This is a genomic window from Aquimarina sp. TRL1 (assembly GCF_013365535.1).
Lineage (GTDB): Bacteria > Bacteroidota > Bacteroidia > Flavobacteriales > Flavobacteriaceae > Aquimarina > Aquimarina hainanensis.
Genome location: NZ_CP053590.1, coordinates 2,640,528 through 2,652,979, shown reverse-complemented (window position 1 = coordinate 2,652,979; position 12,452 = coordinate 2,640,528). Strand labels below are relative to the sequence as shown.

Annotated in this window: 19 protein-coding genes; 7 read left to right on the top strand and 12 right to left on the bottom strand. The window is 34.3% G+C overall.

From position 1 onward, the window contains the following. Positions 1–107 precede the first annotated feature (107 nt). From HN014_RS10820 to HN014_RS10790, 7 genes are all read left to right on the top strand, one after another. Positions 108–833: a hypothetical protein gene (locus HN014_RS10820; RefSeq protein ID WP_176028889.1), complete on the top strand. Its 726-nt coding sequence runs from the start codon at positions 108–110 to the stop codon at positions 831–833. 34 nt (positions 834–867) lie between these two features. Further along, complete coding sequence (locus HN014_RS10815; RefSeq protein WP_176028888.1) at positions 868–4,170, top strand: toxin VasX; 3,303 nt, start codon at positions 868–870, stop codon at positions 4,168–4,170. After that, positions 4,161–4,913: a hypothetical protein gene (locus HN014_RS10810; RefSeq protein WP_176028887.1), complete on the top strand. Its 753-nt coding sequence runs from the start codon at positions 4,161–4,163 to the stop codon at positions 4,911–4,913. The genes HN014_RS10815 and HN014_RS10810 overlap by 10 nt, the downstream gene beginning before the upstream one ends. Before the next feature lie 157 nt (positions 4,914–5,070). Further along, a complete protein-coding gene (locus HN014_RS10805) occupies positions 5,071–5,649 on the top strand; it encodes a hypothetical protein (protein WP_176028886.1) in 579 nt (192 codons plus the stop codon). An 18-nt stretch (positions 5,650–5,667) separates the two neighbouring features. Beyond that, a complete protein-coding gene (locus HN014_RS10800; RefSeq protein WP_176028885.1) occupies positions 5,668–6,387 on the top strand; it encodes a hypothetical protein in 720 nt (239 codons plus the stop codon). 22 nt (positions 6,388–6,409) lie between these two features. Further along, positions 6,410–6,994 carry a hypothetical protein gene (locus tag HN014_RS10795; RefSeq protein ID WP_176028884.1) on the top strand — a complete coding sequence of 195 codons (585 nt, stop codon included), beginning with the start codon at positions 6,410–6,412 and terminating at the stop codon, positions 6,992–6,994. Between the two features lie 48 nt (positions 6,995–7,042). Further along, a complete protein-coding gene (locus tag HN014_RS10790; RefSeq protein ID WP_176028883.1) occupies positions 7,043–7,207 on the top strand; it encodes a hypothetical protein in 165 nt (54 codons plus the stop codon). A gap of 97 nt (positions 7,208–7,304) precedes the next feature. Here the strand turns inward: HN014_RS10790 and HN014_RS10785 are convergent, their stop codons facing one another. From HN014_RS10785 to HN014_RS10730, 12 genes are all read right to left on the bottom strand, one after another. Further along, complete coding sequence (locus tag HN014_RS10785; RefSeq protein WP_254884134.1) at positions 7,305–7,796, bottom strand: D-Ala-D-Ala carboxypeptidase family metallohydrolase; 492 nt, start codon at positions 7,794–7,796, stop codon at positions 7,305–7,307. Then, positions 7,777–7,926 (bottom strand): hypothetical protein, encoded by a 150-nt coding sequence (locus tag HN014_RS10780; RefSeq protein WP_176026873.1) that lies wholly within the window; start codon positions 7,924–7,926, stop codon positions 7,777–7,779. The genes HN014_RS10785 and HN014_RS10780 overlap by 20 nt, the downstream gene beginning before the upstream one ends. Further along, positions 7,927–8,556: a glycoside hydrolase family 73 protein gene (locus HN014_RS10775; RefSeq protein WP_176028881.1), complete on the bottom strand. Its 630-nt coding sequence runs from the start codon at positions 8,554–8,556 to the stop codon at positions 7,927–7,929. Between the two features lie 92 nt (positions 8,557–8,648). Then, a complete protein-coding gene (locus tag HN014_RS10770; protein ID WP_176028880.1) occupies positions 8,649–9,068 on the bottom strand; it encodes a hypothetical protein in 420 nt (139 codons plus the stop codon). Beyond that, a complete protein-coding gene (locus tag HN014_RS10765; protein ID WP_176028879.1) occupies positions 8,974–9,336 on the bottom strand; it encodes a hypothetical protein in 363 nt (120 codons plus the stop codon). The genes HN014_RS10770 and HN014_RS10765 overlap by 95 nt, the downstream gene beginning before the upstream one ends. Further along, positions 9,333–9,677, bottom strand: a complete 345-nt coding sequence (locus tag HN014_RS10760; protein WP_176028878.1) for a hypothetical protein — start codon at positions 9,675–9,677, stop codon at positions 9,333–9,335. Before HN014_RS10760 ends, HN014_RS10765 begins: the two co-directional genes overlap by 4 nt. A 6-nt stretch (positions 9,678–9,683) precedes the next feature. After that, positions 9,684–9,926, bottom strand: coding sequence for a hypothetical protein (locus HN014_RS10755; protein ID WP_176028877.1), 243 nt, complete (start codon positions 9,924–9,926; stop codon positions 9,684–9,686). Positions 9,927–9,933: 7 nt separating this feature from the next. Then, positions 9,934–10,377, bottom strand: coding sequence for a hypothetical protein (locus HN014_RS10750; RefSeq protein ID WP_176028876.1), 444 nt, complete (start codon positions 10,375–10,377; stop codon positions 9,934–9,936). Further along, complete coding sequence (locus HN014_RS10745; protein ID WP_176028875.1) at positions 10,374–10,811, bottom strand: peptidoglycan-binding protein; 438 nt, start codon at positions 10,809–10,811, stop codon at positions 10,374–10,376. The genes HN014_RS10750 and HN014_RS10745 overlap by 4 nt, the downstream gene beginning before the upstream one ends. A gap of 27 nt (positions 10,812–10,838) precedes the next feature. Further along, positions 10,839–11,345 (bottom strand): hypothetical protein, encoded by a 507-nt coding sequence (locus HN014_RS10740; protein ID WP_254884133.1) that lies wholly within the window; start codon positions 11,343–11,345, stop codon positions 10,839–10,841. 12 nt (positions 11,346–11,357) lie between these two features. Beyond that, entirely contained in the window at positions 11,358–11,864 is a 507-nt protein-coding gene (locus tag HN014_RS10735) for a hypothetical protein (protein WP_176028874.1), read from the bottom strand. Then, on the bottom strand, positions 11,861–12,316 hold the full coding sequence (locus HN014_RS10730; protein ID WP_176028873.1) for a hypothetical protein: 456 nt from the start codon (positions 12,314–12,316) through the stop codon (positions 11,861–11,863). The genes HN014_RS10735 and HN014_RS10730 overlap by 4 nt, the downstream gene beginning before the upstream one ends. Positions 12,317–12,452: the final 136 nt, after the last annotated feature.

Sequence of the window (12,452 nt, the reverse complement as noted above, 5' to 3'; positions counted from 1 at the left end):
CCCCACTAATAGCGTATATGATAGAGTATATCATATACAATGTATCACTATTATATTCCTAATTTCTTATTAATAGGGAAAGGGATTGTAATGCTAAAAAACAAATAATGTTACGACATATTAACATGCAGTGGTATGGTATAATACTATTACTCTTTATCTGCTGTACACAACAAAAACAAACTGATTCAAAGAAAGAAAGCATAGGAATTGATCCTTATTATACCAATTGGCAACAGGTAGTTTCTATAGAAATACTACAAAAACGAGATCCGGTATTTACTCTTTCTAAAGAGCAAATACTTTCTTTAACAGAAACCTCTTCCGTTTCTGAATTTCTATTACTTCCCGGAATATTAGATACCAATGTATATCTAAAAATGGTGGCTATTGATAGTAATGGAACTTTTTTAGCAGAAGAATGGGCTAAACTCACAGATATGGATTCTCAAAACATCATCGAATTATTAGAGAAAACAAAAAAACAAGATTCAATATCCTTATCTCTTACAACACATAAAAAAAGATGGATACAACAACAAAAGACGGCTTTAAAAAATGAAATAGCATATAGTCTATCAAAAGACCTGTTAGGTGATACAATAACACTTTTAAAAGAGGGGTGTTATATCTCATGGGGGATTGCTAAAAATAGGATGCTTACTCTTATACTATCTCCAATGTCTGATACTACTGATTTTAATATAGTAAAAGAAATACCACCTATAAGAGGGGCTATCAAACTCCATAAAGGGTATTATCGTTTTACCAGAGAATCTCTGGAACAATTTAAATATCGATTGTCGAATAAAGACAACCCTCTCTACAATTAAAAAAAGAAGTAATACACTTAAAACCTACTTCAATATGAAAGAAAATAATGCTTTAGAAGAAAATCAGGACAAGGAATATAACACCCTTGTAAATACATACACTTTTACATGTCAGGTAGGTGATATCATTAGTCAGCCTAGCCCGGTAATAGAAGTACATAAAGCGGGAATACATTTACATTTTCTAAGATACGGTCTCTTTGATCGTAATACTCCTTTTGATAGTGATATAGAAGTCGATGCTCCTGCAAGTCCTACTATTACTCCATACACACATGGGAGTGTGATTCGTATGACCAATGGTACTCCCGAATTAGAAATCCCCCTTAGACAAGACCAACAGCTTAATACCTACTATCCTACGGTAAACTTAGAAGAAGTTACTGTTCTTGGAATAAAAGAACTGCCTAAAAATGATAATTTTTATGTTGCCAGAACTGCTATGCGAGAGGGATATCTATATCTAATTGATGAAGCTGATCCACAAAATAACTTTTTAGAATACGAAATTGATGCGCTAGGTTTTTTACACACTATTTCCTTCAAAAAGAATAAAGACACCAATGGAAACTACAAAGAATATAGAACCGCATCTAAAAAACCAGTTTCACATGTTACTGTAAAAAAAGGCAGTAACTGGTCTATTTGCTACTCCCCTGTACAGTGGGGACTCCAATACCTGCAAAAAGTAACCACTGATACAGATTATAGAAAAAAACGAATGAAGCGTATTGCCTGTACTGGTTTTACAAAAGGAGAAGAACAAACAGAAGACCCACATATTTTACCCTACTACAAAGCAGATGCTGTATTTGATAAAGAATCTGCATATAGCGGCTCATATCATAAAACATTACAACAGATATATGCTACAGAAAGAGCAGAAGAAGTAAGAGGAAATAACGAAACCCTTGAAGATATGTTCATCATCCTTGATGATCCATTAGGCTGTGCCAAAGATATGAATGAAGCTCTTTCTGATAAGGTATTACATCATCAAGCATTAATAGCTGCCATACAAAGTGGAGAAACACAACAAAAAGCCTATGATCGAATATCAAAAGGTGATATAGAAACTCCTACCCCCAAGAAAGCCTACTATGGGCATATTTACTCTTTGGCACTAACTACCTATCAGATGATATATAATGATGCTGAAACAATTCAGAAATATGATGGAGGAGGTCAGGGAAAAGATTTTTTTGAGGTGCATCCAGGAGATTTTACCATTAACAGACGGATTACCAAAGCCGGAACTATCTCTACTAGCAAGAATTATCAAATTGCATTAGGACATGGTGTGAATCGAGAAAAAATCCACGGCATATTAGGAATCAATCAAAGAGCACAAACCAGAAGTGTTGTTAATAGTTATAGAAAAGACTTAGCGACCCTACTACAAAGTGATTACTTTAAACCTACCCTTGATGACTACCTGCACAGTGGTACAGAAAAATGTGTTGAAGGAAGGGATACTTGTATGGAACTATTAGATCATCTAGGAACTACTCCAATGATCTATGAACGACATTTATTACTTCCCAGAGAATACACCAACTCAGATCAATGGGTAAGATGGGTATGGAGTATTATTGATAGTGATAATGAAAGTGAGCATTCAGGAAATAGTAATGCTGATGATTTTAAAGGAATAGATCCCCTATATGGTCTGCTAGGGGTAGGGTTAAATCTTGAAAACATTGCAGGAGATAAATTTAAAACCAGTCAGAAAATAGCTGGAGTATATACCAAACGATTAAAGCATTTGGCAAGTTTAGCTTTTACAACTAGAGAACAGGGAGGTAAAAGTTTTCAGGAGATAGATCAGATGGTTGAATTTACCGTAAAAAAACTCAACAAAAATCTAAAAGTCTATGGAAAAGAAATGTTTGAGGTACGAAAGAGTGAGATTCACCTTCGTTTAGAAGAATTAGGTGTTGAGATTGACCCTAAGTATGTGAAATCAGGAAAATATACAGGTAAAAAGGTTGATGTTTGGCGAATTCTAAAAGAATCTGAAGGTATAGAACTCAGACAAAGTCAAAAGGGTAAACATGTATTAGCCCTTCGAACAATGAAAGAAATGGATGAAGAAACCATCCTTAAAAACGCCAGACATGAACGATTAGCCAAGATGGTAAATGGACGTGCATTTAATGGGGTATTTGCAATATTAGAAGTCTATAATTTTTATAATGCTTTTGTAAAAGCAAAACAAGAAAAAAAAGGAAAAGAAGTGACCAGTTTTATTGCTTCGTCCTTCAAATTAACTGAGGCAGGAATGAACTTACAAAAAGCTTTTATGGAACATTCAGGAAAAGAAGTAACTAGGTTTTTTGAAGCAGGAACTAAAATTGCAGGAACTGTAGGAGCCGTATTTACAGCCGCTATGTGTTTTTGGGATGCAATAGAGGCTGGATCTGCTAGAGATGATGATAAATCACTAGCATTAGTTGGTGCAGGAATGGCATTTACTGTAGCAGCAGGAGTATCAATTACATCTACAGCTACTACTTTGGGTGCAACTTCCGTCGCTGCAACAGGAACTGCTCTTGGGCTTACTGGACCAGTAGGATGGATTGCTGCCGCTGTAGGGGTAGGACTATTGATTGTCTCAGAAATACTTACCGATACAGATCTAGAGTATTATTTTAAACATTATCTCTTCAGTGATTATAAAGACTTCCCTGTCATAAAAGGAGAATCCCCTATGGAATATATAGAAAGACTCTATCAAAACAGAAAACTACTGGTAGATAAAATATCTCCGGATTATCTAATCTTATCAGATCCATATAAAGCAAGTGCTACCCTACTGGATATGACCGTTTGTAATCACGCATTGGTAAAAATAGCATCCTACAAAAAAAGCTTACAACATAAAAAACGTCGTCCATCTCTGGTCATTCATGCAGAAAAAATAACAGTACAGATGACTTTTTTAAAGTTTTTTAATAAACCAGAACAATTAGATTACAAAATATATTATTTCGAAAATGGAATTTGGCAAGGGAATCCAAAGGAATTATCAAATCAAAATAAACCGACCATTGTTTTAAATGAAGCCATTAGACCTTCTGTCCAAATCAGATTTGAAATACCTAAAACGATACAAAAAAGCAGTACTTCTCAATCTGATATGCTCTTTATTTCCAGATTAACAATGGATCAGGCATTAGAGCACTATTTTCCGTATACTTTAGAAAAAAATCAACCGCGTTGGTTGGGAGCTTTATTTAAAATTGCAGGAAATCATTATGGGTTTGATTACAGCATGGAAAAAAAGTTTGTAATTAGTACTTTAGACGATCTTAAAACACCACAGGCATGGCAATAGATTATAAACGTAGTATCACCCATGAAAATTATGGAGAAGCTCAATTGGGGTTACAAAAATACTATCACAAAATAGATAAACAAATCCATGAAATGCCTCGTGATCTAACGAATGAAAAAGTTAAAAAAAAGGGGGTTTTTATTCATGCAGATAATAACTACTTAGTTTTCGAATCAGCAGCTATAGCTATTCCATTATGGGGTGGTGGAATGGCTTTATTTTCTATTTTATGTTTTATTATTTTTCTTGAAGAATGGGATATAACAAGTATTGTCCTAAATACTATCGCAATGTTAATTCTATTATTTTTTATAATCTACTACTTTACAATGCCGAAAAAAGAATACATATTGAACCGAAAAGATGGTTTAATTACATTTTCTGGTTTGTATTGGCAACCAAATATTACCATGCACTTTGACAATGCCATATTTACTTATAGTACTGGAGGAGAAGATGGTACAGGTGCCTATCGTTTAGAAGTAATAAGACCAACTAAAGGACTAACCTTTGCCAGTTTCTATGCTGGTGGGGATTGTTTCTATAGTATTTCCCTTATTACCTGGTATATGGATAAAAACAGACCTTTACCTCCGGGAGATGCTTTTGATAAATATAGGCAACGTGATTTTGAACGTCGTAAAGCAGCAGGGTTCCCCAAACCCTTATATTTCAGCAAAGTCCCAACCCCTGAAGCAACCCCAGAACAACAAGATGAACGTAAACGTATCGGAGGATGGTAAAATTAATCTAAAACTTCATTTATAGTAGAGAATTAGTATCTAAAACACAATAAACCAAAAAACACTTATAATCAACTCTTTAACATTAAAGAGCAAGGCTTCTCTTTCCTAATTTTAAAAATCATTATATCAAAAAAACAACATTAAAAAAGAAAAAATGAATGACGTTTTAATAGATCAAATACTAAAAGACTGTTTGTCTCCAGATTTTAAAGTTCTGCTCGACAGCAGTCTTATAAATGGTGTTCTTATCTCTGAAATGACACATCCTTTTAATAAAGGCAAGACGAATTGTTATGGGGGGCTATTTGGTTCTTTAATTTCGATTGGAAACATGTGCTTAAATAAGGCCTTTTTATGCCCTTCCATTATTGTATTTGATACAGAAGGGTATATCCTTTGTAATGACAAATTCCAGATAACACTTTTTAACAAGCATGCAAAAAGGCACTCTCCTTGTAACTTATATATTTATTTCTGCTATGATCCTTATGAGAATCTAGCCTATTACCATATTGATCACTCTCAAAACAATAGGGTATGCTTTGGTCATATTGATATTACAAAACTCCCTGGTTATTTAGAACAACTCCCACCGAAAACGCTTTCAAACCTTTGTTTTGAACTGCTTTTAAAGCATGATTTTTTGAATGAACCTCATTTAAGATATGCCTATGACGTTTGGATTCATCGTATTAATCTGCATACTGCTATATGGAATATCTACAGACGATAACAATAATAATCACCCCAGATGAAAAACACATACAATGGATACACTAATATCTCTCGAAAAAGACAACGTTTGTCTTTTTCAAAAAACCAAAAAACATACAATATCTCTGACCTTATTGAGCTTGAAAAAGATGCTATTGTAAATATCGCTATACAGCTAATTCGGCAGGAAAAGAGCATGTATGCTTCTATTAATCCTTTTTGTTTTGATTACATCCAAGTACTGACCAATCAAAAGAATATTATCGTTCGATTACAGCAAAATGTGCTTTTAGTGCCTTTATATTCGAGATTCTATTATGGAATTGAATTGGAGCTACCAAGTGGAAAAATAAGGAACACACATTATCGCAATAACTTCTATGGTAATGAAGGGAATTTTTACCCTAAAAGTGGCAGTTCTTTTAACTGTGCCACAAATCTTTTCTTCCCTTCAGTAGAACAAAAACAAACAATAGAAAGTGTTCTTCATGCTATCTATGGAGGCAGCTGTCTTTCTGCTTATCTGTGGGAAACAAAAATGACCATCTATGAGACTAAAGAGATTTTTCAAATTGAAGAAAAATCAGAGAATCCCAATAGCGTATATAAGGGATCATCGTATATAATTGATAAAAATACTGGTGAGATTACAGGTATTCCTATAATAGAAGAAAACTTTATCTCCGCCCCAAAAATTCCCGGGATATCCAAAGAACCTAATAGATTTTATTATTTGGGATATACCGAAATACTATAAACTACTTTTTAAAACACAGATAATGAAACATTACCATACCATTTTAATATTGCTTTGTATTGGCTGCAATAATCAACCCCATAAAGAGGACGTAGAAGACATATTTAACATTTTAAAACACTCTTTTTACTCCCAAAAACGCACCACTATAAAAATTAGTAAAACAGTAAGAACCCCTCCATCTCCATCATGGTTGAAGCATAATAATCCGCTGGTTGATGTAAGTAATGATAGTGCAGAATTCGAATTCGAATATTTCGAGGAAGAGGATTTGAAATATCTTTCTAAACAAAGAAATTATCTAATAGCACATCGGGAGCTTCTCCATCAAATCTCCGACTATTTTTGTGAGGAAGATTTAATTGATATAAGATACTATGCAAAAAAGTACAAAGAATTTTCTCCTGAATGGAAGGCAATACTAAATAAATATGACATGAAATCATTAATGTATTTTTCATATCCGGTATTTAACAAAAAAGGTAATATCTCTTTGGTGGTAGCATATAATTTATTAGGTTATGGAGGATGTACTCCTTGGTACGAAATATTATCTTTTGTTAAAACTGATGGAGTTTGGAAAGCTTCATACCCTCCTTTCCACTAATTTAACTCTCAAATTACTTTCCTAATACGCAACTAAATAGAAATCCTCATGAAAAAAGAATTACCTCCTTTTATACAAATTACATTAATCATTTTGTTTAGCATTATTGTTGCAATGCTCTTTACTGCAATAACAGGATTCAATCCCGATAAAAACGATACCCGTCCTATTGGAGTTGATCCCGAACTTTATTATGAAGATGATGATTATTAATACAAGAGGCACTATTTGTAATATAGGGAGGTAGTCAGAAATTCAGAATGTATTGTTTTAATAAATGCAATTGAAAGTAGTTTTCTCTTTTATTATTTCAAATAAATGGGTTAATTGGTGGTTTAGCACCAGAAGGATATCCCCATGCAATGTTTTGCCGTTTGGTATGGTCGTTATCCAGGTGTACAAACGTTTTTCCAACGCCAATTCGTTTAAATCCTACTAGTTTAGCAATTACTACGATTTTATTTCTAATGCTTTTAGTTGGAGTATGAATATCTACTGCCTTACAAGTAGGTATTTTATGAGAGGAATTTGATACCCCACCTACCTTTTTATTCCAATATGCAGTTCTAGCTCCAGAGTTTATATTGTCAAAAACAGGATATCCTGATTTGTTTTGTAATTGCAGTAGCATTTTAATCAACTTTTTATCCATGCATACCCCTGAGCCAGGGAGATCCGGACTATCAAATTTTTTCAGGTCAACTTTAGGTTGCTTTTTTTTAAGTAATATCCAGCATCCTACCACGACAATAGAAGTTAAAGCTATTGAAAACCAAATATATTCACGTTTTTTTTGAACCACACCTACATTGTTTTTTGGCTTTTCTTTTCTGATGCCATTCATAAATAGAAATTCCTCCTTTAGCAATACTAACAGTTAGAAAGACTCCGAAAATCACATTAATCCATATATTACCTTTATCAGCGTTCATCTATTTAGGTTTACGATTGATTACTACCACACTTATTATCAACAGACTAACTCCCATAAGGATTAAGGGAAGACCTATTTCCTTTTGGTTTTTGTTTAATTTTTTTAGTATAATAATCTGCTGTATTTCTTTCATTATACGTTTAATCTTGTTTGCATAATTGGGGTCTGTTGCATATCCAGCCTTTGCAATTTCTTCAGCAAATCGGTACGGGTTTTTCTTATGATAAAGTGCATTTTGATACCGTCTGCTTTTAAACAACATTCCTGCCCAATCTATAAAAGAATAAAAAGGGGTGGTATAGGCTCTAAATACATCTTTTATCTTATACTTCCATTTTCCATTATTGATTTGTATAGGATATCCCGGATAAACAAAAGGGAAGTTTCTTGTGGGCTTAGAGGAGTATTCTGTGGTAGTGATATACTGAGTATCTCCTTGCCACCCTCCATAATTGATACCTGCTCCTCTTTTGATTCCAAACATCATATTTCCCTTTATATATTTACCCCATCCGGATTCTAATGCACTTTGTGCCAGGGCAAACAATACCGGAATACCAGAAGACTTGGCTGCCTTTTGGGCATAGGAATAATAACGGATTACAAAACGTTCTTTGATTACAGACATTTGCTATTATTTTGATTAAGAAACAATAACAATCAGTGATAAAACTGCTACTCTAATGTGTTCCATACCTTTTTGATATACTGATTTCATACTTATTTACTTAGTAGTAAGGTTGATGCAACAACAAGACTTCCCAGAAGCAACATCTTGTGTAACTTTCCTTTTTTTAGTTTTTGGTTTGTTTGTTTGGCTATATTATTGAGCACAGTAATGTGTTGCTCTTTATTATCAATGATTCCTTTGTAGTTATATAACTGGCTATTTTTAAAACTAATCAGGCTGTCTTTTTTTTGGAGTAAATCAACTAACCGATTATTGGTTATTGATAGTTGGGTAACCAGGGAGTCATTATAGCTTCCCTTCTCAAGTAGTTTAGCCAACTCTTTGGATTGAAAGGAATTGAAGCAAAAATGTTTCTTATTTTTGATCAGTAGTACTTGTGGAGTTAAATCTTGAGAAATACCGAAATAACTCATCATCATTATACCTGCTGATATGATATATTTTTTCATTTTTTCGTTGTTTTAATCCTGTAATTTGTTCTTTATCCTGAATTAGTAAAGTTCTAAGGCTGTCTGCCTGTATCTCCAGCTCAAAAACTTTATCATCCAATATAGCATTGACCTTTGTAAGCATTTGATTATGATGCTCCAGTTCCCTTATTTTTTGTATCGATTTTTTATCCTCCTGATTATTTTCTATGGGAATAATCCATAATAATAGTATAAGAACTAACCCGGCTCCTATAAAAAAGGACAATGCATAGTTTTCCCATTTCATAAGTAATCGTTATTTGATTTGTTTTCTCTTTTGCCAGGAAAAATTCTTTTTGTTAGTAGCTCCAGAATGAACTTGTGAAATACTACAGCAAAAATAAAGGATCTAAAAAGCCTTTCTATCTGAGATAAGGTATAGGCTCTTATAAAGAAAATTACAATTCCGTAGAGCAGTCCAACAAGCAAGACACGATATCGGGTTTTTAGGGTAATTCCTAATCCGTTTTTAATCCATTGGGTAAAGGCATAATGATTAATGGCATAGCACAAAAGTATAAATGTGATAATGTATGACCAGTCCAAAGTATTCAGATAGGCGATGATGTTTTGATATACTGTTTCCATAAAGTGTTATTTAAGTTGTTTTTTAATATCAATGAGTTCTCTTTGAATTGCTCCCAATTGCATATTGGGGAAATAGTTTTTAATCAGGTGAGATATTGCTACTATTGCAATACCAGATACTAAAAAGCTAATAATAATTCGTGTCATGGTCTGGTCGGTAAGAGTAATGGTAACTTCTGTTTTTAACCCGTCCTTATCTACCAGGGCATCCAGGTAGTTAACCAGTTTTCTTTTTTTCTGTACTGCCATATCTTAATTAGGGTTGAAATTGTTGACAAATGGGAATTCCCATTTTTTTCTTTTGATAAGTATGTTTATCTACCTGATCCTTTTTAAGACTTTTTCTAACCAGTTTCAAGGTCTGATCATCATAGATACGGGTGATTTCTCCTTTCCATCCATGATTCCTAAGTAGCCATATCTGTAAACGTTCTACTTCTTTGCCCTTGCTACCAGGTTTTAAAGGAAAAACGCTTTGTTGTGGAATAGGAAGCTGCTCTACTTGGGGCTGCTTGTGTTTCACACTGGTTTGAGTTTGTTGTTTTACTTCAGTAGCAATGGGTCTGAGTATAGAAGGGGTAATTGTATCTGGTGTGTCGTCTTTATTTTTTTTTCGTTGTAACAGGTAATACAAAAGGGTTGCCCCTGTAATTACGGTTGCCATCCAAAATACTTGCTTTGTGTGTTTCTGGGTATTCATCGTTTCATCATTTTTAAACTTGTTTTTATTGACTGGATATCCTCTTTGGTAAATAGATCCTTCTTTAATCGCTGTTTGGCTGCTTTGGCAGTCTTGGCTCCAAATTGCCCGTCTACACCATCTCTGTTTTTACCAGAATATCCCAAATCTTCATTGTAAACCTTAAGGTAACGTTGTAATATCTTTACATCTTCATGGCAGTTCCCATAGGTCAACGGATACTTAGTACTACTACACTTAAACCTTGAAGTCCTGCTCCATAGAGAAGAAGAGGAAGGTCTTATACCAGATTGCCATGTCATACCCTCATTTTCTTTTGCCATCTTACGTTTTCGATACAACCAATACCCAGCTCCTGTTAAAACAGAAAAGGCGGTTATGGCAATCCATACCGATGTAAGGTTATTTTTGTTTGGGACTGACTCTTTTCTCATATCTGATTGTTTTTTGCTCTCTTTTATTTATATCAAGCTGTAGTTATCTAACTTCCTTACAGGACGGTGTACATACTTTTCCATCTCTTTGGCACTTAGAAAACTCCTTAGGTATTGCCACATGTCTTTTTTATAGTCTACCCAGAATGCTTTGGAGATACTGGCTACCTGTGTCTTGTCTTTTATTTGAGTAAAAACACTGGTTACAGCCTGGGTATCATCTCTCCATCTTCCTTTGGCTCTCTTTAGTATCCTTGCATACTCTCTGGCTTTGTTATGAGGTAGTTTTCGTATCTTCCTTTTTCCTAGCCATTTTTTAACATCTTTGAGATAATTCATATCATATGGGTTTTTCCAATTCGGTTCTTCTATTACCCTCTGGGAAGATTGCTCTTTGTCTTCCGGTATTGTTGGAGAAAGCATACCTTTGGTATGGTTCTTTTTATTGTTAATATATACCAGATATCCTCCTATAAGGAATCCTGTTAGGGCAAGTCCTGTTACCGTCCATTGTATATTGTTTCTGGTTTGCATATAGCTGTTGTTTTATATAAGAGTATAAGGATTTAACCGTGTTACTATAGATAGTACTTTTCCGATTTCTTTTGTGTCCAACTCTTTTTGTAATTGCTCCTTTAGAGGTACTTTATACAGATCAAGATATGCTTTGGCTACCTGAGAAACTTGTACTTTATCTTTAAGAGAGGTAAGTACTCCATAGATGAGTTGTTCGTTATCACCTCCCCATACATACCAGGGTTTAAATCCTGAATGCAGTAGCTTTGCCTTGTTTTGTGCAACACCAGGTTTAAGTATGGCGATACGCTCAGGAACGATTTTTATAACCCTCTCAGCATAGGTTTCATCAAAGGCTTTTTCCTGTAAAAATCCTTTTTCAGGGTTAAATTTTTGTAACAATGCCTGTTGCATTTTTACAGAAAGTCGCTTTTGTTTTCTTTTTGTAAAATGCCTGTAGAGTATAACCATAAGTAGCATGGATATCAGTGTGGATGCCCATTGTAATTGTTTGATATGAGATGCTTTTGTTTTCATTTCCCTGCCAGTTTTAATCCTTTCATTGCCCTTCCAGTAGGGGTAAGCATTGTCAGGTCAGACACCTCCATAGTTTTTGAAGTTCTCCAAAGAACCACAATAATTCCAATGAGTAATCCTGCCAGTGTCAAGGGAATTCCCCATTGTAATACAGTAGAGATGTTCTTTCCAAACCCTAATATATTACTACCGATGGCAGAAAAATCGGCCAGGGTACGACTGGCAATGGTAGATACATCTATCTGGTTACTTTGTAGCCATTTGTTAAAATTAGGATTGGTACTACATTGGGTATTGCCATTATATTTCCATGTAATCAACCATAAGGTTCGGGCATTGGAAGTCCCGACCTGTTTTTTCAGGCTGTTAAAATAACTTACCCAAAGCTCACAGGGGTCTTTTTTCTCTGGAATAAGAAAATGTTTATTTTCTATTTGTAAAACAGTTGGCATAGATCATCGTATTATATGATGGAATATTGATTTGATTATCTCTTATGGAAGAATATCTTTTGGATTTCACCCTTGTTATAATGCTGCTTATTTTAACCCGTTCTATTATGTCGCCCCAGAAGTATAAAAGGGAGTA